This is a genomic window from Streptomyces sp. NPDC030799, from assembly GCF_055572255.1.
In genome coordinates this window covers 349,008-370,022 of sequence record NZ_JBVIDS010000007.1, presented here as the reverse complement: position 1 = coordinate 370,022, position 21,015 = coordinate 349,008, and the positions used below count along the sequence as shown (strand labels likewise).

The 21,015-nt window shown below is 71.7% G+C and carries 24 protein-coding genes; 16 read left to right on the top strand and 8 right to left on the bottom strand.

What is annotated here, in order from left to right; all coding sequences use genetic code 11:
* Positions 1-6: 6 nt before the first annotated feature.
* A complete protein-coding gene (locus tag ACZ41I_RS20315) occupies positions 7-2,040 on the top strand; it encodes a protein kinase domain-containing protein (RefSeq protein WP_468514716.1) in 2,034 nt (677 codons plus the stop codon).
* Between the two features lie 21 nt (positions 2,041-2,061).
* Here the strand turns inward: ACZ41I_RS20315 and ACZ41I_RS20310 are convergent, their stop codons facing one another.
* A complete protein-coding gene (locus ACZ41I_RS20310) occupies positions 2,062-2,415 on the bottom strand; it encodes a hypothetical protein (RefSeq protein WP_363214253.1) in 354 nt (117 codons plus the stop codon).
* The gene (locus tag ACZ41I_RS20305) at positions 2,412-3,107 is read right to left on the bottom strand and encodes a DUF6232 family protein (RefSeq protein ID WP_468514715.1); all 696 of its coding nucleotides are present in this window, start codon (positions 3,105-3,107) and stop codon (positions 2,412-2,414) included. The genes ACZ41I_RS20310 and ACZ41I_RS20305 overlap by 4 nt, the downstream gene beginning before the upstream one ends.
* Before the next feature lie 245 nt (positions 3,108-3,352).
* Between ACZ41I_RS20305 and ACZ41I_RS20300 the strand changes: the two genes are divergently transcribed.
* Positions 3,353-4,309, top strand: coding sequence for a DMT family transporter (locus ACZ41I_RS20300; RefSeq protein WP_468514714.1), 957 nt, complete (start codon positions 3,353-3,355; stop codon positions 4,307-4,309).
* Here the strand turns inward: ACZ41I_RS20300 and ACZ41I_RS20295 are convergent.
* Together ACZ41I_RS20295 and ACZ41I_RS20290 are read right to left on the bottom strand one after the other, a co-directional pair.
* The gene (locus ACZ41I_RS20295; protein ID WP_468514752.1) at positions 4,197-5,087 is read right to left on the bottom strand and encodes a LysR family transcriptional regulator; all 891 of its coding nucleotides are present in this window, start codon (positions 5,085-5,087) and stop codon (positions 4,197-4,199) included. The genes ACZ41I_RS20300 and ACZ41I_RS20295 overlap by 113 nt on opposite strands.
* A complete protein-coding gene (locus ACZ41I_RS20290; RefSeq protein WP_363214250.1) occupies positions 5,087-5,365 on the bottom strand; it encodes a PLD nuclease N-terminal domain-containing protein in 279 nt (92 codons plus the stop codon). Before ACZ41I_RS20290 ends, ACZ41I_RS20295 begins: the two co-directional genes overlap by 1 nt.
* 115 nt (positions 5,366-5,480) lie before the next feature.
* Here ACZ41I_RS20290 and ACZ41I_RS20285 point away from each other — a divergent pair, with 115 nt between their 5' ends.
* Positions 5,481-5,969, top strand: coding sequence for a DUF3515 family protein (locus tag ACZ41I_RS20285; RefSeq protein WP_468514713.1), 489 nt, complete (start codon positions 5,481-5,483; stop codon positions 5,967-5,969).
* Positions 5,970-5,976: 7 nt separating this feature from the next.
* Here ACZ41I_RS20285 and ACZ41I_RS20280 read toward each other — a convergent pair whose 3' ends face one another.
* Positions 5,977-6,552 (bottom strand): TlpA family protein disulfide reductase, encoded by a 576-nt coding sequence (locus tag ACZ41I_RS20280; protein ID WP_399774746.1) that lies wholly within the window; start codon positions 6,550-6,552, stop codon positions 5,977-5,979.
* An 87-nt stretch (positions 6,553-6,639) separates the two neighbouring features.
* On the opposite strand from ACZ41I_RS20280, the gene ACZ41I_RS20275 reads away from it, so the two are divergent.
* The 11 genes from ACZ41I_RS20275 to ACZ41I_RS20225 all read left to right on the top strand — a co-directional run bounded on the left by ACZ41I_RS20275 (position 6,640) and on the right by ACZ41I_RS20225 (position 16,959).
* The gene (locus ACZ41I_RS20275) at positions 6,640-8,097 is read left to right on the top strand and encodes a menaquinone biosynthesis decarboxylase (RefSeq protein ID WP_363214247.1); all 1,458 of its coding nucleotides are present in this window, start codon (positions 6,640-6,642) and stop codon (positions 8,095-8,097) included.
* A complete protein-coding gene (mqnP, locus tag ACZ41I_RS20270) occupies positions 8,094-8,996 on the top strand; it encodes a menaquinone biosynthesis prenyltransferase MqnP (protein WP_399774748.1) in 903 nt (300 codons plus the stop codon). Before ACZ41I_RS20275 ends, mqnP begins: the two co-directional genes overlap by 4 nt.
* 79 nt (positions 8,997-9,075) lie before the next feature.
* Positions 9,076-9,723, top strand: a complete 648-nt coding sequence (locus tag ACZ41I_RS20265) for a UbiX family flavin prenyltransferase (protein WP_363214245.1) — start codon at positions 9,076-9,078, stop codon at positions 9,721-9,723.
* A 59-nt stretch (positions 9,724-9,782) separates the two neighbouring features.
* Positions 9,783-10,238 (top strand): Lrp/AsnC family transcriptional regulator, encoded by a 456-nt coding sequence (locus ACZ41I_RS20260; RefSeq protein WP_363214243.1) that lies wholly within the window; start codon positions 9,783-9,785, stop codon positions 10,236-10,238.
* A gap of 38 nt (positions 10,239-10,276) precedes the next feature.
* Positions 10,277-11,440: an aminofutalosine synthase MqnE gene (mqnE, locus tag ACZ41I_RS20255; protein WP_363214242.1), complete on the top strand. Its 1,164-nt coding sequence runs from the start codon at positions 10,277-10,279 to the stop codon at positions 11,438-11,440.
* A gap of 48 nt (positions 11,441-11,488) precedes the next feature.
* On the top strand, positions 11,489-12,148 hold the full coding sequence (locus ACZ41I_RS20250) for a UdgX family uracil-DNA binding protein (RefSeq protein WP_468514712.1): 660 nt from the start codon (positions 11,489-11,491) through the stop codon (positions 12,146-12,148).
* A 34-nt stretch (positions 12,149-12,182) separates the two neighbouring features.
* Positions 12,183-12,707 carry a GNAT family N-acetyltransferase gene (locus ACZ41I_RS20245; protein ID WP_468514711.1) on the top strand — a complete coding sequence of 175 codons (525 nt, stop codon included), beginning with the start codon at positions 12,183-12,185 and terminating at the stop codon, positions 12,705-12,707.
* Between the two features lie 75 nt (positions 12,708-12,782).
* A complete protein-coding gene (locus ACZ41I_RS20240; protein WP_363214239.1) occupies positions 12,783-13,091 on the top strand; it encodes a DUF4229 domain-containing protein in 309 nt (102 codons plus the stop codon).
* Positions 13,092-13,101: 10 nt separating this feature from the next.
* On the top strand, positions 13,102-13,764 hold the full coding sequence (locus tag ACZ41I_RS20235; protein ID WP_468514710.1) for a TetR/AcrR family transcriptional regulator: 663 nt from the start codon (positions 13,102-13,104) through the stop codon (positions 13,762-13,764).
* A 199-nt stretch (positions 13,765-13,963) separates the two neighbouring features.
* The gene (locus ACZ41I_RS20230; RefSeq protein ID WP_468514709.1) at positions 13,964-15,886 is read left to right on the top strand and encodes an AMP-dependent synthetase/ligase; all 1,923 of its coding nucleotides are present in this window, start codon (positions 13,964-13,966) and stop codon (positions 15,884-15,886) included.
* Positions 15,887-16,077: 191 nt separating this feature from the next.
* The gene (locus ACZ41I_RS20225) at positions 16,078-16,959 is read left to right on the top strand and encodes a LysR family transcriptional regulator (RefSeq protein WP_468514708.1); all 882 of its coding nucleotides are present in this window, start codon (positions 16,078-16,080) and stop codon (positions 16,957-16,959) included.
* Between the two features lie 17 nt (positions 16,960-16,976).
* On the opposite strand, the gene ACZ41I_RS20220 is transcribed toward ACZ41I_RS20225, so the two are convergent.
* Entirely contained in the window at positions 16,977-17,627 is a 651-nt protein-coding gene (locus tag ACZ41I_RS20220; protein WP_468514707.1) for a class I SAM-dependent methyltransferase, read from the bottom strand.
* An 82-nt stretch (positions 17,628-17,709) separates the two neighbouring features.
* Here ACZ41I_RS20220 and ACZ41I_RS20215 point away from each other — a divergent pair, with 82 nt between their 5' ends.
* Positions 17,710-19,374: a serine/threonine-protein kinase gene (locus ACZ41I_RS20215; protein ID WP_468514706.1), complete on the top strand. Its 1,665-nt coding sequence runs from the start codon at positions 17,710-17,712 to the stop codon at positions 19,372-19,374.
* Here the strand turns inward: ACZ41I_RS20215 and ACZ41I_RS20210 are convergent.
* Both ACZ41I_RS20210 and ACZ41I_RS20205 read right to left on the bottom strand, forming a co-directional pair.
* Positions 19,371-19,685, bottom strand: a complete 315-nt coding sequence (locus ACZ41I_RS20210) for an AzlD domain-containing protein (RefSeq protein ID WP_363214233.1) — start codon at positions 19,683-19,685, stop codon at positions 19,371-19,373. The genes ACZ41I_RS20215 and ACZ41I_RS20210 overlap by 4 nt on opposite strands.
* Positions 19,682-20,371: an AzlC family ABC transporter permease gene (locus tag ACZ41I_RS20205; protein ID WP_468514705.1), complete on the bottom strand. Its 690-nt coding sequence runs from the start codon at positions 20,369-20,371 to the stop codon at positions 19,682-19,684. The genes ACZ41I_RS20210 and ACZ41I_RS20205 overlap by 4 nt, the downstream gene beginning before the upstream one ends.
* 68 nt (positions 20,372-20,439) lie before the next feature.
* Between ACZ41I_RS20205 and ACZ41I_RS20200 the strand changes: the two genes are divergently transcribed.
* Positions 20,440-21,015 (top strand): helix-turn-helix domain-containing protein, encoded by a 576-nt coding sequence (locus tag ACZ41I_RS20200; protein ID WP_363214230.1) that lies wholly within the window; start codon positions 20,440-20,442, stop codon positions 21,013-21,015.

Sequence of the window (21,015 nt, the reverse complement as noted above, 5' to 3'; positions counted from 1 at the left end):
AAAGAGTTGAACGGGGAACACAACGGCGTCGCTCCGCTGGAGGAGGACGATCCCCGGCGGATCGGACCGATCCCGCTCGTCGGGCGACTCGGGGCCGGCGGCATGGGGCGGGTCTACCTCGGTGTGCACGAGGGGCGGTACGCCGCCGTCAAGCAGGTCCTGCCGTCGGTCGTCGGCGAGGACAAGGACTTCGTCCGCCGCTTCGGGCACGAACTGGACAACCTCTCCCGGCTGCCCGCCGGGGCCACCGCGCCGCTGCTCGCCGGGGACCGGGACGCCCGGCCGCCGTGGTTCGCCACCGCGTACGTCCCCGGGCTGACGCTGCGGGAGGCCGTCGAGGTGCACGGCGGGCCGCTGCCGGCCGAGTCGCTGTGGCTGCTGCTGCGGGAGGCGGCGGCGGGGCTGGCCGCGGTGCACGGGCTGGAGATGGTGCACCGGGACGTCAAGCCGTCCAACGTCATGCTGACCCTCGACGGGGTCACCCTGATCGACTTCGGGGTCGCCCGGGCCGCCGAGCAGAGCCGGCTGACCCGGACCGGGATGGTGGTCGGCACCCCGGCCTACATGTCTCCCGAGCAGGCCTCCGGGGTCCGTCGGCTGACCGGTGCCGTGGACGTCTTCGCGCTCGGGTCCGTGGTGGCGTACGCGGGGTGCGGGCGGCCGCCGTTCGGTGACGAGTCCGGGCACGGCGTGCTGTACCGGATCGTGCACGAACAGCCCGATCTGGAGGAACTGCGCGCGGCTGACCGTGAGTTGGCGTCGGTCGTCGCCTCCTGCCTGGACAAGGACCCCGACGCCCGCCCCAGCGCGGCCGAACTGCTGGAACTGGCCGCCGCCCGGACACCGCCCGCCACCCCGCTGTGGCCCCCCTCCCTCACCGAACCCCTCACGGCCCGCGCGGAGTTCGCCGCCCGGGCGCCACAGCCGGAACCGGGCGGACCCCCGGAGGAAAGCCAGGCCCCGCAGAAGACGCCGCCCCCCAGCACCCTCCGGGCGATCGACGCGAAGCCCGATCCGGCCACCGAGAACCCCGCACCGGGCACCGGCGGCGCCGACCGGGGGACCGAGGGCGCCGGAGCGGAACCCCAGGGCGCGGGGCCGGAGCCTCAGGACGGTGGACCGGGGCCCGGCGGGGCCGGGGTCGGACGCGGTCGGTCGGAGGGTGAGGTCGTTGTGCGGGCCGGTGGGCGTCCGGCCGAGCGGCGGCGCAGGCGGGTGCTGGTGGCCGTCGTACCGATCGTGGTCGGTGCCGGTGTCGCGACCCTCGCCTTCCAGCTGGCGCCGTACGCCACCGACGCCCACCGCGACGGCGCCGCCGGCACACCGGGCGCCTCCGTCTCCGCGCCGGCGGATCCCACCCCCGGTGCCTCCTCGGCGAGCCCCACCGGGAAGGGCGCGAAGGGCGCGGGAAAGAAGCGCTCCGCCTCTCCGGCGAGCGGGGGGAAGAAGCGCGAGGACACGGGGGACAGGGAGAGATCGACTGCGGATCCGCGGGGTGGGGCGGACGGCTCCGGCGGTGCATCCGGCACGGGGAGCGGTGCCGATAGCGGTAGCGCTAGTGGCAGTGGCAGCGGCTCCGGATCTGGATCCGGCAGCTCCAGGGGTTCCAGCAGCTCGGGAGGGTCCAGCAGCTCCGGTGGATCCGGCAGTTCAGGCAGTTCCGGTGGCTCCGGCGGAGGGGGTGTGTTCCGGCTGAAGAACGGTGAGAACGGCAAGTGCCTGATCCAGGTCTACGGCTCCTCGGGCCTCGGCGACTGCTCGGACTCCACGGCCCGCTGGACCTTCCGCAGTGCCGCCGGCGGCAGCGTCAAGGTCGTCAACGCCTCGACCGGCGCCTGCCTGAGCGCCAACGGCAACGGCCAGGCGGTCTTCGTCGGCGACTGCTCGCAGGGCGGCAGCAACCTCCGCTGGACGACCGGCCACGGCAACTCCCTGCGCACGGTCTACGACGGCGGCTGCCTCGACCTCGCCTTCGGGGGCAACGTGGCCGAGGCGAGCTGCCAGTCGGGGGCGTCCTCGCAGAGCTGGGCCCGGACATGACGGGTGCCGCCGCCGTAGGCGCTACCCGCTGACCATCGCGGTGATCGCCCGTACGGCCTCGGCCACCGGCTGGCCGACCGCTCCGACGGCGGCGGCGATCCCGGCGATCGCCCGCAGCGCCCGGTGCCGCTCCAGCGCGGGCACGGCGGCGTCGGGGCTGAGGGCGGGCAGGGACTCGTCCAGGAGCTGGGCGTCGGGCGCCGGCACCTGCGCCCGCAACTGGGCGATGAGACCGGTCAGTTCGGCGAGGGCGGCGACCAGGGCCGGGTCCTGCTGCCCGGCTCCGGCGCCGCCCTCGTTCCTGACGATGCCCTGGTTGCCCTGGCCGCCGTACATGTTCACGTTGTCGCCGTAGTAGTAGTTGGTGCCGCTCATGCGCCGATCCCCACGTTTCCGCTGCCGCCGTACATGTTGACGTTGTCGCCGAAGTAGTAGTTCCTCGGCGAGACGGTGAGGCTCTCCACCGTCACCTTGAACTCGGCCTCCGGATGATCGATGGCGTAGGAGATCTGGCCGACGACCTGGTCCAGGTAGCGCGGGTCCGGGCTGGTGACCAGCGCGGTAGAGGCGCCCGAGGTCTCGACCGCCATGACGTGGTGCGGGGCGGCGGTCAGGACGGAGAACATGTCGATGAGGAAGTAGATCTCGACGCACACGGCCGTGATCCAGATGAAGGTGACGTAGCCCGCGGCGCCGGAGTGCTGCTCCGCGCCCCCGCCGAACGTGAGGGAGGGCAGGCTGGGCAGCATCGCGATGAACCCGACGATCAGCGTCCCCGCGGTGTACCGCAGGAACCTCAGCACCGCCTCCTTGCGCCTGGGCCGCAGGACGAAGGTGTAGACGCGGGCGATGTTCGCCAGCGGGTACACCGCCGCGCCGATCCACAGGATCCGCTTGCTGACCCGGAGATCGACCCGGTCCGGCTCCTGCACCGCGGGCGGCGCGGGGACGTCCGGCATGAGCGGCGCCGCGGTGTGCGCGGTGGGCGGGGCCGCAGGCGCCGGAGGAGCGGTCTGCGCGCTCGGCGGATCCTGGGCCGGGCGTTCGGGTGGCTGGCCGGTCTGCATCTGTTTCTGTCCCCCAGAGGTCAGGCGATCCGTCGCAACTCAGTGACCACCATTAACAACATCGCCGGTGGGCGATGGCAAGTCGTTACGGGCCGCGAAGTGACGTCGCAGGGGGAGGAGTTGACGGCCACTCAGTCGACGGTTTCTCGGTCACCTGCCCGTATCGGCGGCGCCGATGGCCCCATCGGCAGCGTCCCGCACCAGTGCGTGGAACCCGGCCGGGACCCGGCCCTAGCGTCGGTGTCATGACCCCGGAACTCAAGGGCTCCGCCCAGCTGACCACCGCCATGATGCTCTCCGGCACCCTCGGCGTCTTCGTCGTCGAGTCGGGAGCCCCGCCCTTCGACGTCGTCTTCTTCCGCGTCCTGTTCGGCGCCCTCGCCCTCGGCGGCTATGTCACCGCCCGTGGCTGGCTGCGCGATCACGGCTTCACCCGGCGCACCCTCGGACTCGCCGTGCTCGGCGGGGTCTTCATCGTCTTCAACTGGGTGCTGCTCTTCCAGTCGTACAGGAACACGTCCATCTCCGTGGCCACGGTCGTCTACCACACCCAGCCGTTCTACGTGGTCCTCCTCGGCGCCCTGCTGTTCCGTGAACGGCTCACCGCCGCCAAGGCCGGCTGGATCGCCGTGGCCTTCGCCGGGCTGGTCCTGGTCTCGGGCGTCACACCCGGAGAGTTCGCGAGCGGCGGGTCGTATCTGACCGGCATCGGCCAGGCCCTCCTCGCCGCCCTGCTCTACGGCCTGTCCACCCTGGTCACCAAGCGGATCACCGGCGTCCGCCCGCATCTGATCGCCCTCGTCCAGGTCCTGGTCGGCATCCCGCTGCTGCTGCCCTTCGCGGACTTCGGCGCCATGAGCGGCACCGGCCGGGGCTGGGGCTGGCTCGCCGGGCTCGGTCTGATCCACACCGGCGTGATGTACGTCCTCATGTACGCCGCGTACGCCAAGCTGCCGACCTCGAAGATCGCCGTGCTCGCCTTCGTCTACCCGGCCGTGGCGATGGTCATGGACTGGGCGGTGTACGGCCACCACATCGGGCCCGTGCAGGCGCTGGGCGTCCCGCTGATCGTGACGGCGAGCCTGAGGGTCACACTGGCCCGTCCTGCTCGGCGACCAGCCTCCGCGCCTGCTCCACGAACAGCCGCGCGTGCGCCGGAAGCCGCTTCCCGGCCCGCCACGCCAGTTGCGTCCGAAGCGTGAACGGCGGCTCCCAGCCGAGCCGTACGAGAGAGCCCTCCGCGAGTTCGGCGGCGACCGTCACCTCGGGCAGCAGTGCGACCCCGAGGCCGGCCGCCGCCGCGCGCTTGGTGGCCTCGATCGTGCCGAACTCCAGGAAGTCCACGGGCTTCAGCGTCGTCAGCTTCCGCTCGAACAGATCCCGGTAGGCGCAGCCCGGCTCGGTGGCGAGCAGGGGCTGCGCGGTCAGCTCCGCCGTCGTGACCCGAGCGCCGGCCAGGGCGTGTCCGGGCGCCGCGACCAGGGCCAGCGGCTCCACCGTGAGCACCGCGGTCTCCAGCCCCGGGTGCTCGGTCTCCTCCTCCATCAGGAACCCGACGTCGTACGTGCCCTGGCGCAGTGCCTGCCGGGTCTCGTCGCCGATGGTGGTGCGCAGCGCGAGCCGCACCTTGGGATGGCGGTGGTGGAAGTACTCCAGCAGCGGCGGCAGCCGGTAGGAGGTCAGGGACTCCATCGTGCCGACGGTCAGGGTGCCGGACGGCTCCTCCGGCTCGACGACCACCGCCCGCGCCTCCTCGGTCAGCTCGATGATCTGCCGGGCGTACGGCAGCAGCCGCTCGCCGGCCTCGGTGAGCCGGATCCGGCTGCCGAGCCGGTCGAACAGCTCCACCCCGAGGGAGGTCTCCAGGGTGCGGATCTGACCGGTCACACTGGACTGGGCGTACGCCAGCTCGGCCGCGGCCCGGGTGAAACTCAGTACCGTGGCGACCTTCTCGAAGGTGACGAGCAGCCGGAGCTCCATCACGTGTCCCGGTCGTCCTTGCCGAGGGACTTGAGGAACTCGGGGTTGTCGTCGGGCGCGACCCAGGCGGACGCCGAGCCGTCGGCCGGGGCGTGCCGCACCCGGCCGGTGATCAGCCAGGCGACCGGGCCCACCAGCACCTCCCCGAAGAGCAGGATGATGATCACCCACGCGACCTTCGGCAGATGCCGCACCTCTTCCTCGGGGGTGTTCAGACAGTCCACGAAGGCGTAGATCCACAGAGCCAGGACCAGCAGGAACGGCAGATACCTGAGCATGGCGTGCAATCCCCCGACGAAGTGAGAGGGCCCCGGTGACCGGGCCAGAGTAGCGGGTGGTCATGATGGACACCTTGATGATCGCTGCCCGTGGACCGGGGGAGAGGTGGCCGGGATGAGGACGGACGGGCGCAGGAGACGGGCGGCGGCCGGGCTGGCCGCCGGCGGCCTGGTCCTCGGCGGCGTGCTGGTCGCACGGGAACTGGCCTCCCCGGTGTTCGGCATGCGGCAGGGGCCGCTGGCGAAGGACCCGGCATGCGCCCGGATCGCCGCGCACTACCCGGACCGCCTGGACGGCGACCGGCGTGACCCCTTCACCTACGAGGGGCTGGCGGCCTGGGGCCACGGGAAGGTACGACTGCGCTGCGGCCTCAACCCGCCCGCCCCGGCGAAGGACCCGTGCGTCGCCGTGAACGGCGTGGACTGGGTGCTGCGCGAGGCCGCCGCGCGCGACGGGTACGACCTGCTCGTCACCTACGGCCGCCGGCCCGCCGTGGAGGTCACGCTCTCGGCCTCGGTACGGCAGACCGACACCGTCCTCATGGAGCTGAGCCGGCTGGTGGCACCGGTGCGTCAGAGCGACCACTGCCTGGCCGGCCACTGAGCCCCGCTCAGCGCGTCCCGTCCGCCTTCTCGGCGAGCAGCGGACGCGTGATGGTGCGCACGTCCGCCTCGGTGAGCCCGACCAGGCCCTGCGCGGCGATCTTCCCGTTCCGGTCGATGAACAGCGTGTACGGCAGCGCCTGCCCCAGGTACTTCGGAGGCGTCCGGTGGACGAGTTGCCGGCTGCCCGGGTCGTACAGGCTCGGGTAGGCCAGGTGGTGATCGCTCGCGAAGGCCCGGCCCTGCGAGCGTTCGGCGTCGGTGTCCACGCCCAGCACCTGGACGCCCTTGGTCGCCAAGTGCCGCTGGGCCTGCGAGAGTTCGGGCGCCTCTGCACGGCACGGGCCGCAGTAGGCGGCCCAGACGTTGAGGACGACGACCTTGCCCCGGTAGTCGGACAGCCGGATGCGGCCGCCGTCGAGCGTGGTGCCGCCGAGGTCGGGGGCGGCCTGGCGTTCGGCGGCCGGGATACGGATCACCGGGGATGCGGCGGAGTTGTCCGGGTCCTGCTGCGGCGTGCACGCGGCGAGCGCGATCAGCGGGACCAACAGGGCCGGGAGCCGTGACACGCGACGACGTCTCATGATCGACGAGTATCCCAGCCACGCCGGACCCGGGTCGGGCAGGGGTGGGCGCAGGGACAAAGGGGTAGGTCGGCGATACTTGGGCGCATGGCTTACGACGATCTTCGCTCCCTGCTGCGGGCGCTGGAGCGCGAGGGCGACCTCAAGCGCATCAAGGCCGAGGTCGACCCGTATCTGGAAGTCGGGGAGATCGTCGACCGGGTGCAGAAGTCCGGCGGCCCGGCCCTGCTCTTCGAGAACGTGAAGGGCTCGGCGATGCCGCTGGCCATGAACGTCTTCGGTACCGACCGCCGCCTGCTGAAGGCGCTGGGCCTGAAGTCGTACGGCGAGATCTCCGAGAAGATCGGCGGCCTGCTGCGGCCCGAGCTGCCGCACGGGTTCGTCGGCGTGCGCGAGGCCTTCGGCAAGCTCGGCGCGATGACACACGTGCCGCCGAAGAAGGTCAAGTCCGCGGGCGCCCCGGTCCAGGAGGTCGTCCTGCACGGCGACGAGGTGGACCTCGACCGGCTCCCGGCGCTGTTCACCTGGCCCAAGGACGGCGGCTCCTTCTTCAACCTGGGCCTGACCCACACCAAGGACCCCGAGACCGGCATCCGGAACCTGGGCCTGTACCGCCTGCAGCGCCACGACAAGCGCACCATCGGCATGCACTGGCAGATCCACAAGGACAGCCGCAACCACTACCAGGTGGCCGCGCGCAGGGGCGAGCGGCTGCCCGTCGCCATCGCCTTCGGCTGTCCCCCGGCCGTCACGTACGCCTCCACCGCCCCGCTCCCCGGCGACATCGACGAGTACCTCTTCGCCGGGTTCATCGCGGGCAGGCGGATCGAGATGGTCGACTGCAGGACGGTGCCCCTGCAGGTGCCGGCTCAGGCCGAGGTCGTACTGGAGGGCTGGCTGGAGCCCGGCGAGATGCTCCCGGAGGGCCCCTTCGGCGATCACACCGGTTTCTACACCCCGCAGGAGCCGTTCCCGGCGCTGAGGATCGACTGTGTGACGATGCGCAGGCGCCCGCTGCTCCAGTCGATCGTCGTGGGCCGCCCGCCCACCGAGGACGGCCCGCTGGGCAGGGCGACGGAGCGTTTCTTCCTTCCGCTCCTCAAGATCATCGTCCCGGACATCGTGGACTACCACCTGCCCGAGGCCGGCGGTTTCCATAACTGCGCGATCGTCTCGATCGACAAGAAGTACCCGAAGCACGCGCAGAAGGTGATGCACGCGATCTGGGGGGCGCACATGATGTCCCTGACCAAACTGATCGTGGTCGTGGACTCCGACTGCGACGTGCACGATCTGCACGAGGTCGCCTGGCGGGCCCTCGGCAACACCGACTACGCCCGTGACCTCACGGTCGTCGAAGGCCCTGTCGACCACCTGGACCACGCCTCCTACCAGCAGTTCTGGGGTGGCAAGGCGGGGATCGACGCCACCAAGAAGTGGCCGGAGGAGGGCTACACCCGGGACGGGGGCTGGCCGGACATGGTCCTCTCCGACCCCGATACGGCGGCCCTGGTGGACCGCCGCTGGAAGGAGTACGGCCTGTGAGCAGCGCCTCCGCAGCGATCCCCCAGCCGGGACGCACGAAAGCCTTCCTGCGCCTGGTGATGATCGAGCACTCGGTCTTCGCGCTGCCCTTCGCCTACATCGCCTCCCTCACCGCGATGTACGAGTGGGACAGGACCATCCACTGGGTCCGGCTGCTGCTGGTCACCGTCTGCATGGTGGGCCTGCGCACGTTCGCGATGGCGGTCAACCGGATCATCGACCGCGAGATCGACGCCCGGAACCCCCGCACGGCCCACCGGGAACTGGTGACCGGCGCGATGTCGGTCCGGCACGCCTGGACGGGCGCCCTGATCGCCCTGGTGGTCTTCCTCGGCGCGGCGGCCCTGCTCAACCCGCTGTGCCTGGCCCTCGCCCCGGTCGCCGTCATCCCGATGGTGGTCTACCCCTACGGCAAACGGTTCACGAACTTCCCGCAGGCCATCCTCGGCCTCGCCCAGTCCATGGGCCCCATCGGCGGCTGGCTCGCGATCTCCGGGCACTGGAACTGGGACGCGGTGATCCTCGGCCTCGCCGTCGGTGTCTGGATCGGCGGCTTCGACCTGATCTACGCCTGCCAGGACGTCGAGACCGACCGTGAGATCGGCGTCCTGTCGGTCCCGGCCCGCTTCGGCATCCCGGCGGCGATCCGGGGCGCGCGGGTCTGCCACACCGTGACGACGGGCCTGTTCGTCTGGTACGCCCTGACCACGCACGCCGGTGCCTTCTTCTGGCTGGGCCTGGCGATCGTGGCGGGCGCCTTCGTCTACGAGCACCGCATCGTGCGCCCGCACGACCTGTCCCGTCTCAACAGGGCGTTCTTCTCGGTCAACGGCTTCATCGGGATTGCCCTGTTCGTGTGCGCCCTGCTCGATCTGCTGGTGCGCGGTCTGACGGTCTGACGAACCCCGGGCCACCCGGCCTGAACCCTGCCCGACCCACCGGTACGCTCAAGGTGTGAACGCAGGAGAAACGCAGCGCGTGCCTTGGATCGTAGGGGTGTCCGGTGCTTCCGGGACGCCGTATGCGGCAGCCGTGCTGCGGGCGCTGCTGGGGGCGGGGGAGGCGGTCGACCTGGTGGTCAGCCGGGCCTCGCGGCTGACGCTGCTGGACGAGACGGGGATCTCGTTCCGGGACGCCCACTGGCAGGACGACCTGCGCGAATGGCTGGCCCGGGGCGCCGACGGCAAGCCCGGCACCTTCGACGTGGACGTCAGCGCGGTGCGGTACTGGAGCGCGGGCGACCTCGCCGCCGGTCCGTCCTCGGGGTCGTACCCGGCGAAGGGGATGCTCATCGTGCCCGCCTCCACCGCCTGTGTGGCCGGTGTGGCGCTCGGGCTGTCCAAGGATCTGCTGCAGCGTGCGGCGAGCGTCACCCTGAAGGAGCGCCGGACGCTGGTCGTCTCGGTGCGGGAGACGCCCCTGAACGGGCAGACCCTGCGCCACCTGGTCGCCCTGGACGACGCCGGTGCCACCGTCGTACCGGCCTCGCCCGCCTTCTACGCGGGCGCCACCCACATTCAGGACCTGGTGGACTTCGTCGCCGGGCGGGTGCTGGACGCGGCGGGCGTCGAGCACGGCCTGTACCGGCGGTGGCGCGGTGAGCTCGGCGGCGGCACACCGAGCTAGTTCGGCAAGCACGTACTTCTCTTCAACTTCGGACCTCTTCAGCGGAAGGCTTCGATCGCATGGACGCGGTGGACAGGCAGCTCATCCAGGCCCTGAGGGAGAACGGCCGGGCCTCCTACGCGGAGCTGGGGCGTCTCGTCGGCCTGTCGGGCCCCAGCGTCACCGACCGCATCAACCGGCTGGAGGCGGCCGGTGTCATCACCGGCTACCGCGCCACGGTGAACGCGGCCTCGCTCGGTCTCGGCGTGACCGCCCTGATCGGCATCTCGCTCTCCGACGCCGCCGACCACGAGGACGTCGCCCAGCGGCTGCGGGACCTGCCGGAGATCGAGGACTGCTGGTTCATCGCCGGCGACGACTCCTACATGCTCAAGGTGCGCTCGTCGGACGTCGACGGCCTGGAGAAGACCATCCGCCGGCTCAGCGGCACCAACGGTGTGTCCCGGACCCGTACCACCATCGTGCTGTCCACGAAGTGGGAGAACCGGGTCGGGGAGCTGCCCGAAGAGGTCTAGGGATACCGTTGGCGGTGCTGTCGTAGAAAGGTGTTGGCATGGACGTCGGACTCAAGCGCGAGCTGGAGGAGAAGGTCCGCTCCGGTGAGCGGCTGACCCGCGAGGACGGCATCGCGCTGTACGAGTCGGACGACCTGGCATGGCTCGGCGGCCTGGCGCACGAGGTCCGGACCCGCAAGAACGGCGACGTGGTCCACTTCAACGTCAACCGGCACCTGAACATGACCAACGTGTGCACGGCCTCCTGCGCCTACTGCTCGTTCCAGCGCAAGCCGGGCGAGAAGGACGCGTACACGATGCGCATCGAGGAGGCCGTCAAGCTGGCCAAGGCGATGGAGTCGGAGAACCTCACCGAGCTGCACATCGTCAACGGCCTGCACCCGAACCTGCCGTGGCGCTACTACCCGCGTTCGCTCAGGGAGCTGAAGCAGGCCCTGCCGAACGTCTCCCTGAAGGCCTTCACGGCGACGGAGATCCACCACTTCGAGACGATCAGCGGTCTTTCCGCCTCGGAGATTCTGGACGAGCTGATCGACGCGGGCCTGGAGTCGCTGACCGGCGGTGGCGCCGAGATCTTCGACTGGGAGGTCCGGCAGCACATCGTGGACCACCGCACCCACTGGGAGGACTGGTCCCGCATCCACCGCCTGGCGCACGAGAAGGGCCTGAAGACCCCGTGCACCATGCTCTACGGCCACATCGAGGAGCCCCGCCACCGCGTGGACCACGTCCTGCGCCTGCGTGAGCTGCAGGACGAGACGGGTGGCTTCCAGGTCTTCATCCCGCTGCGCTACCAGCACGACTTCGTGGACATGAAGGACGGCAAGATCCGCAACCGCCTTCAGGCCCGCACCCAGATGGCGACCGGTGCGGAAGCCCTGAAGACCTTCGCCGTCTCCCGGCTGCTCTTCGACAACGTCCCGCATGTGAAGGTCTTCTGGGTCATGCACGGGGTGCAGACCGCGCAGCTGGCCCTGCAGCACGGCGCGGACGACATGGACGGCTCGGTGGTCGAGTACAAGATCACCCACGACGCCGACAACTTCGGTACGCCGAACAAGCTCACCCGTGAGGACCTGCTGGAGCTGATCCGCGACGCCGGCTTCCGCCCGGTGGAACGGAACACGCGCTACGAGATCATCCGCGAGTACGACGGCCCGGACCCGGCCCGCAGGGAGTCCCCCCAGCCGATGCGGGTGTGACGCGGCCCGGTCGGTGACAAGGCGGGGCACAAGGGGTACCCGCCCGGCATGGTTTCAACGAAGGCCCCCGAGGACGCCTACACGGCGGAGCCCTTCGTCCCCGAGGGCGCCGATCTCGCCGCCCTCCGCGAAGCCGCCGCCGGATGCCGCGGCTGCCCGCTGCACCGGGACGCCACGCAGACGGTGTTCGGCGCGGGCAGCACGCACGCCCGCGTCATGCTCGTCGGCGAGCAGCCCGGCGACCAGGAGGACCGCCAGGGCAGACCTTTCGTCGGCCCCGCCGGCAAGCTGCTCGACAGGGCGCTGGAGGAAGCCGGCATCGACCCGGCGGAGGCGTACGTCACCAACGCCGTCAAGCACTTCAAGTTCACCCGGGCCGAGCCGCGCAAGCGCCGGATCCACAAGGCCCCGAGCCTGCGGGAGATGACCGCCTGCGGGCCGTGGCTCGCCGCGGAGCTGGCGCTGGTCGAGCCCGAACTGATCGTGGTGCTCGGTGCGACGGCCGGGAAGGCGCTGCTCGGGTCGTCGTTCCGGGTGGGTGAGGTGCGCGGGACCGTACTGGAGCGGGAGATCCACGGCCGGCCCGAGCGGCTGGTGCCGACCGTGCATCCGTCGTCGGTACTGCGGGCGCAGGACGACGCGGACAGGAAGGCCGCGTACCAGGGGCTCGTGGCCGACCTGAAGGTGGCTGCGCGCGCCCTCGGGTGACGGATCCCCCTCCCGTAATGGCTAAAGTGGCCCCATGCCGCTTACCTTCACCCTGGACCCCGCCATCACCCCTGCCCTGCGCGACGGCATCCTCGACCTGTGGACGGACGTCTCCAACGCGGGCGGTGCCGTGGGCTTCGTGCCGCCGGTGAGCCGGGAGGACGTCCGGCCGGAGCTGGTGCGCCACTTCGTGGCCATGGCAGAGGGCCGTCACCGGTTGCTGGTCGGCTGTGACGAGACGGGCGAGCCGGCCGCGACCGCCTTCTTCTCCTTCAACACGCACCGGCTCCAGCAGCACTGGGTGTGGCTGTACACGGTGATGGTCCACCCGAGGCACCAGGGCAAGGGGTACGGCCGCGAGCTGCTGGCGGCCGCCGCGGACGCGGCCCGTACCTTCGACGGCATCGACGCGATACGGCTGAGCTGCCGGGGCGGCCTGGGCCTGGAGCGGTTCTACGGCTCCTGCGGTTACAAGGAGGTCGGCCGGGTGCCGGGCGCCATCCGGGCGGCACCCGGCGACGACCGCGACGACGTGATCATGCTGCTGTCCCTCGGCTGACCCCCCTGCAAGATCCCTCCCCGGTCGTGCTTCACTGGACGATGACCCCTTTTGGAATCGGACGAGTGGATTGAGATGCTCCGCTACACGCTGATGCGCCTCGGCATCTTCGCCGGCTGCCTCGTGGTCGTCTGGGGAGCCGTCTACTCCGGCATCTTCCCGCGCGGTTTCGGCGACTCGAACTTCCTGTGGGTGCTGCTGCTGGCGCTGGTCCTGTCGGCGCCGATCAGCTGGGTGGTGCTGCGCAAGGAGCGGGACCGGGCCTCGGTGCAGATCGTCGACAGGGTCGACCGGATGAAGGCCAACCTCGACGCCAACCGCAGCCAGGAGGACGGCGTCGACGACGCCGCGAGGGCGCAGGGCGGGGCAGCCGCGTCCAACTAGTCTTGCCCTCATGGGTGGGGCGAGGATCAAGCGCATGCCGCGGGCGGTGCGGGAGCAGCAGATGCTCGACGCCGCCGTGCGGATCTTCGGCCGACGCGGCTACATGGCCGCCTCGATGGACGAGATCGCCGAACTCGCCGGCGTGTCCAAGCCCTTGGTCTACCTGTACCTGAATTCCAAGGAAGACCTCTTCACCGCCTGCATCCGGCGCGAGGCCACCGCCCTGACGGAGGCCGTCCGCGCCGGGGTCCGCACGGACCTGCCCGCCGACCGCCGGCTCTGGGACGGGCTCGGGGCCTTCTTCGCGCACACCGCCGCGCACCCCGACGCCTGGTCGGTGCTGCACCTCCAGGCCCGAACGCACGGGGAGCCCTTCGCGGCCGAGGTCGCCGCGATGCGCGAGGAGATCGTGGCGTTCGTGACCCGGCTGGTCGCGGCCGCGGCCCGCGAGGCCCACCGGGCCCCCGACCTGCCCGAGCACGAGGTGGCGGGGCTGGCCGAGGCACTGGTGGGTGCGGCGGAGTCGCTGGCCGTGTGGGCCAACACCACGCCTGGAGTCACCGCCCGCCAGGCGGCGACCACCCTGATGAACTTCGCGTGGTCGGGCCTGGGCAATCTGATGCAGGGCAACACATGGACACCGCCGGCCGACCCGACCCGGGAGTGCGGGTGACGGGCAGGGGCGCGTCACCGGCGGGGAATCAAACGTGAGCCCCCGTCACATAACCCCCGAGGCTGCACATCCCCGGCTCCGGACCATTCCCGGACTCGCACAATCCCCTCACAGCGGAGCCGTACGATCACCTCCCTAACCTGCGGTAACCCCTTTCCGTCAAGGCGCCGCAGGTGCACGCACGCCACAGGAGCCGCTCGTGTCCACGCCGTACCCGAACACCCCCGTCTCCGCCACCGACTACGACGGCCGCCCGGTCCTCGTGGAGCCGTGGGTCCAGCGGCTGGAGGGTGTGGTGCGGGAGGTGTCCGTACCGCCGTTCACATCCCCGCTCAAACACGGCTCCCTCGCCGACCTGCCCTTCGACAACGCGGACGCCGCGCCGGCCGCGATCGTGCTCAGCCGCAAGCTGCCCGACGGCCGCTGGACGGACGTGACGGCCGCGTACTTCGCCGAGCAGGTGCTCGCGGTGGCCAAGGGGCTGATCGCCGAGGGCCTGATGCCGGGCGACCGCATCGCCGTCATGGCCCGTACGACGTACGAGTGGACGCTGCTCGACTTCGCCGCCTGGGCCGCCGGCCTGGTCACCGTGCCGGTCTACCCCACCTCCTCGGTCTTCCAGACCCGCTGGATCCTGCACGACTCCGGCGCCGTCGCCCTGATCACCGAGACCGCTGGCCAGGCCTCCGCCATCGGCCCCGAACTCCAGCACCTGCCCGACCTGCGCCATCTGTGGGTGATGGACAAGGAGCACGTGACCCGGCTCGGCGAGGCCGGCGCACAGGTGCCGGACGGTGAAGTCGCCGTACGGCGCGGCATGCTCGGTCCCGACACCCTCGCCACGCTCATCTACACCTCCGGCACCACCGGCCGCCCCAAGGGCTGCGCCCTCTCGCACGGCAACTTCTTCGCCGAGGTCGACAACGCCATCGAGCTGCTCCACCCGGTCTTCAAGGCCCAGGACGAGGAGCCCTCGGTCCTGCTCTTCCTGCCGATGTCCCACGTCTTCGGACGCATGGTGGCCATCGCCTGCGTCCGGGCCCGGGTCCGCCTCGGCCACGCGCCGAGCCTGGCCGCCGAGGACCTGCTTCCGGACCTGGCGGCCTTCAGGCCGACCGCGCTGCTGACCATCCCGTACATGCTGGAGAAGGTCTACAACTCGGCCCGTGCGCAAGCCGAGTCGGGCGGCCGGGTGGCGGTCTTCGACCGCGCCGCCGCCGTCGCCCGGCGCTACGGCGAGGCGCTGGAGGCCCGGCAGACCGGCGCCGGCAGCGGCCCGAGCCGCTCCCTGAAGACGGCCCGCAGCTTCTACGACCCGCTCGTCTACCGCAAGATCCGCACCGCCATGGGCGGACGCGTCCGGCACGCCATCTGCGGCGGCTCCCCGCTCGGCCGGCGCCTCGCCGCGTTCTACGCCGGCGCCGGCATCGAGATCTTCGAGGGCTACGGCCTGACGGAGACCACCGGCGCCACGACCGTCACGCCGCCCCTCAAACCCCGCCTGGGCACGGTCGGCTGGCCGCTCCCCGGCACCCGCGTCCGGATCGCGGCCGACGGCGAGATCCTCGTCGCGGGCGACCACGTCCTGCGCGGCTACTGGGACCCGCAGGCCGGCGGAGTCGTCCCCGCGACCAGGGACGGCTGGCTGCCCACCGGCGACATCGGCGAACTGGACGACGAGGGCTACCTCACCATCACCGGCCGCAAGAAGGAACTGCTGATCACCGCGGGCGGCAAGTCGGTGGCCCCGGCCCCGCTGGAGAACTGGCTGCGCCAGCACCCGCTGATCTCGCAGGTGATGCTGGTCGGCGACGGCCGGCCGTACGTCGCCGCGCTGATCACCCTCGACCCCGACGGCATCACCCACTGGCGGCAGATGATCGGCAAGCACCCGGTGCCGCCGGAACTCCTGCTCGGCGACCCGGAGTTGGAGGCGATCCTGCAGCGAGCGATCGACGAGGCCAACAAGCTGGTCTCCCGCCCCGAGTCCATCCGCCGCTTCGCCGTACTCCCCGTGGACTTCACCGAGGCGGCCGGCCATCTGACGCCCTCCCTGAAGCTCCGCCGTGAGGCGATCACGCGGGACTTCTCCCGCGAGGTGGAGAGCCTGTACGGGAACTGAGGCCGGTGCGTCGAAGCGGCTACGGTCGACACCCGCTCCGCGCTGGTCCCGCCTCGGTCCGGACTCTCGGCGGGGCGTGGAGCGGGTTGCCGCCTGGGTCGGTCGCGGCCCGCCATTGATCCTCGTACGGCACCTGACCCTCAGTCAATCCTTGGGTTTCCTTCGAACCTACAAGTGCTAGCTTGGGAGTTGTGACGCTGGACGACCTTCGCGTGTTCGTGGCCGTGTGCCGTGCCGGCAGCCTCAGTTCCGTCGCGCGGGACCTCGGCTGCACCCAGTCCGCCGTGAGCCAGCACGTGAAGCGGCTGGAGCGGGAGACCGGGGTGGCGCTGCTGGAACGGCAACCGCGGGGCGTGGTCCCCACGCAGGCCGGCCGGATTCTGGAAGCGGCGGCGGCCGAGGGCATATCCGGCCTCGACCTCGCGGTACGGCAGTTGCGCGACCTCGTCGACGGCCACAGCGGGTACGTCCGCGTCGCCACCGGCGCCACCACCGTCCGGCACTTCATGTCCGACGCGGTGGTCACCTTCCGCCGCCGTCATCCCGAGGTCAATCTGGAGTTCCGTACCGTCAGTTCGGGACGCGGCACCTTCGACGCCCTCGCCGACGGCACCCTCGACCTGGCGTGGATCACCGTCGGCCCCCGGGTCCGTGGCATCGAGCAGCGGACGGTCGCGGAACTGCCCTGGCTGCTCGCCGTCCACGCCGACGATCCCCTCGCCGAACGGCCGGATCTCGACCCCGCGGAACTGGCCGACGTACGCCTCATCCGCCTGCCCCCCAACTCCACCTCCGCCGCCCGACTCGACGCGGCCTGCGCCGAGCTGGGCGTGCGGTTCGCCTACGACACGAGCGTCGCCGACTGGGACACGGCGCTGCTGCTGGCCGAGCTGGGCGTGGGCCGGGCGGTCGTACCCGCCGTACCCGGACTGCCGGTACCGGGGGAGGGCGATCTGCGGCTGGTCCGGCTGCGGGGCCTGCGCCCCCTCCCGGTCGGCTGGGCCGTCCGCCGTTGGGACGCCCTCAGCCCTCCGGCACGCGCCTTCGCGGATACGGTCGCCGCCGCTCGCTGAGCGAGAGTTCTGCCTGGTCAGCCTGTCTTTCGGGCGAGAAGGAACGCCTGGTCCGCCGTCTCGCCCAGCGCGGTGTCCTGTGCGCGCACGGTGCTGGAGCGCAGGACGAAACCGCCGTCGGCCAGGAGCCCCGCCATGAACTCGGGACGACGGCGCTCGAAGTCCAGCGTGACCGGACGCCCCCACGGCTGAGTGAGGCGGAGCGGCTCGTCTCCCGTCTGGAAGGCGAGGAGGAGGTGGCCGCCGGGGGCGAGGACGCGGTGGAATTCGGCAAGCAGACGGGGGAGTTCGGCCACGGGTGTGTGGATGCTGGAGTACCAGGAGACGACCCCGGCGAGGGAACCGTCCTCAAGGGGCAACTCCAGCATCGACCCCTGCTCGAACCGCAGAGCGGGATACTCGCGGCGGGCGACGGTGAGCATCGACTCGGAGAGGTCGAGGCCGGAGACGGACAGGCCCAGGCTCGCGAGATGGGCCGTGACCGCGCCGGGCCCGCAGCCGAGGTCGGCCACCGGCCGGTCCGGGCCGACCAGTTCGGCGTACGCGGCGAGCAGCGCCCGCTCCAGCGGCCTGTCGGCGAGCGGGTTCCGGAAGTGGTCGGCGTAGTCCTCGGCGACCGTGTCGTAGAAGGTGCGGGTGGCGGTGAGGAAGTCCTCGGTGTCGGTCATGGGGAGGACCGTAACGACCCGCACTGACAGGCCTTTAGGCTTCTGTCGTTCGGTCAGTTGATCGGGGCGGGGGAAAGGGCCGATGGATCAGGCGACAGACGTTTTCCAGCCACTGCAGGGGGACGATCCGCCGGTGGTGGCCGGTTACCGGCTCGCCGCGCGGCTGGGCGCGGGGGGTATGGGACGGGTCTACCTGTCGCACACGCAGGGTGGCCGGCCGGTGGCCCTCAAGGTCGTGCGGCCGGAGCTGGCCGACGATCCGGACTTCCGGCGGCGGTTCGCACGGGAGGTCAGGGCGGCCCGGCGGGTCCGGGGCGCGTACACCGCCGAGCTGATCGACGCCGACGCGGACGGCGTGCCGCCCTGGCTGGCCACGCTCTACGTGCCGGGGCCGTCGCTGGCGGAGGCCGTGGCCCGGCGCGGACCGCTGCCGGTTCCGGCGGTGCTGTGGCTGATGGCGGGGGTGGCGGAGGCGCTGCAGGCCATCCACGCCGAGGGCATCGTGCACCGGGACCTGAAGCCGTCGAACGTGCTGCTGGCCGCCGACGGGCCACGGGTGATCGACTTCGGGATCGCACTGGCCGCCGACGGGACGTCGTACACGGCGACCGGAAACACCATCGGCACGCCCGCGTTCATGGCCCCGGAGCAGGCGTCCGGGGACGAGGTCACGACGGCGACCGATGTCTTCGCGCTCGGTCAGACGGCGGCGTTCGCGGCGCTGGGCAGGCCGCTCTACGGCGACGGCTCGGGCGTCAACATGCTGTACCGCATCGTGCACTCCGCACCCGACCTGTCCCTGCTGCCCGAGCCGCTGCGGCCGCTCTTCGCCCGCTGCCTGGCCGCGGACCCGGCCGAGCGGGCCACGGCGGCGGAGGTCGTGGAGTGGTGCCGGCAGCGGCTGGGGGCGGACGCCGACGCGGGCGGGGGACCGGCCGTGTGGCGGGAGATCACCGGGCCGGAGGTCGTGGTCCCGGCGCCGCTGCCCGACCCCACCCCGGTCTCCCCGCAGCCGCTGATCGGGTACCCGCGGTCGCCGGCCGGGTGGCCGCAGCCGACGGCGGACCAGCGCAAGGCCCGCAAGCGGCGCGCCGGACTGATCACGGCCGCCGGTGTGGCGGGAGGCGCGCTGCTGGTGGCGGCCCTGGCGTGGTTCGTGATGGACGCCAAGGACAGGCCCGTTGGCCGGGGCACGGCGGGCTCCAGGACGTCCGCCACGGGGCCGGCGGCACGGTCGTCGGCGTCCGCGCCGGGCTCCTCCTCGCATGCGCCGGACTCGTCGGCGCGCGGGGCCGGTGACGGTGGCGGCGGCGCGTCCGGGAACGGGGCATCCTCGTCGGCGTCGCCCCAGGACCCGCGGCCGGAGGGTTTCGCCCCGGTGCGGCTCGACGCGAAGACCTCGTTGAGCCTCGGGGACAAGGAGCCCGCACGGGAGGACCGCAGGGGTGACATCCGCTTCGACTGCCGGTCGATCGGGTGTGAGCTGACGAGCGACAGCGCCGTCTTCGTCCAGATGTGGGGTGCGCACGGCACCACCCTCGACGAGTGCCGGCTCATACTCGGCAGCGCCAAGAAGCACAGTTGGACGCTGGCCGGGGCGGCGGCCGGCACCGAGTTCTGCATCAAGGACATCGAGGGCGACATCGGACTGTACGTGATCCAGACCAAGTCCACCGCGCTCCCGGACATCGCCTTCCTGCAGGGAGACCTGACGATCTGGCGGAAGGCGGCCCGGCCGGGGGCCTAGCCCACCCCGGCAAGCCGCAGCAGCGCGGCCGTCGCCGCCGCGCCCAGCACCACCACCGCGAACGGTGCCCGGCGCCAGGCCAGCACGCCGCCGACCAGGACCCCGGCGGGCCGGGCCCAGCCCGCGAAGCCGCCGGACTCCGTCAGCGCACCGGTGGCCAGGAGCGCGACGAGCAGGACCACCGCTCCGGCCGAGGCGAGCTCCTGCGCACGGGCCGGTATCTCGACCCGCCCGTGCAGCACCGGCCCCACCAGCCGGAAGGCGTACGTGCCCACGGCCAGCGCGAGGATCACGACAACAGCGGCGTTCATGCGGCGGCCTCCACAGGCTGTCGGCGATACAGGAAGAGCCCCGTCAGGGCGAGCAGCACCGGCACCCCGGCGGGCACGGCGGGCGTCGCCACCAGGGCGACGACCGCGCCGATCACCGCACACCGCCGTACCGCCGCGTCCCCCCGCAGCTGGGGCAGGACCAGGGCGACCAGTACGGCGGGAAACGCGGCGTCGAGCCCGTAGCGGGCCGTGTCGCCCAGCGCACCCCCGGCGAGCGCACCGGCCAGCACCCCGGTGTTCCACACGGCGAACAGCCCGAGCCCGGAGATCCAGAAGGCCCGCCGCTGCCGTACCGGGTCGGGCTGGGCGAGGGCGAAGGCGACCGTCTCGTCGGTGACCAGGTGGGCGCCGAGGAAGCGGGCCACCCGTCCGGTCCCGAGGATCTCGGCGACGGCCAGGCTGAAGGCGGCCGTACGGGTGTTCAGCAACAGTCCGGTCGCCGCCGCCGCGAGCGGGCCGCCCCCGGCGAGCAGCACTCCCACCGCGCTGAACTGGGCCGATCCCGCGTACACCACCAGTGACATCAGTACCGGCACCCACACCGGCAGCCCGCCGGCGACGGAGACTGCACCGAAGGAGACACCGACGACGCCGCTGGCCAGCCAGACCAGAGAGCTGTCGCGGAGCAGGGAACGATCACTGGGTGTTCGGAGAAACGAACGCATGTTTTCTACAATGAACAGCAGGTACTCTGTCCGTCAAGCCGAACGGTCGTACCGATGGAGCGAACGAGATGTCCGAGCCGCCTCCCCGTCCCCCCGCCCGGCTCCCTCTGGAGTGGATCGCCGCATCACTCAAGCGTGAGCGCACCCGCACCGGGCTGTCCCTGTCCGAGCTGGCCAAACGCGCCGGAATCGCGAAGTCGACGCTCTCCCAGCTGGAGGCGGCGAGCGGCAATCCCAACGTGGAGACGCTCTGGGCGCTCGCGGTCGCCCTGGGGGTGCCGTTCAGCGCACTGGTGGAGCCGCCGGCGCCGAGCATCCAGGTGATCCGGGCAGGCGAGGGCCCGGCGGTCGCCTCGGCGCAGGCGAACTATGTCGCCACCCTGCTGTCCGCGAGCCCGCCGTCGGCCCGGCGGGACATCTACCGCCTGAGCGCCGAGCCCGGGGCGGCCCGGGTGTCGGAACCGCACATCCCCGGCACGGTCGAGCATCTGATCGTGAGCTCCGGCCGGATGAAGGCGGGCCCGGCGGGGGAGGAGGCGGAACTCGGCCCGGGGGATTACATGACCTATAGGGGAGATGTGCCGCACTCCTACGAGGCGCTGGCGCCGGGTACGACCTTCGTTCTCGTCATGCAGCACACGTAG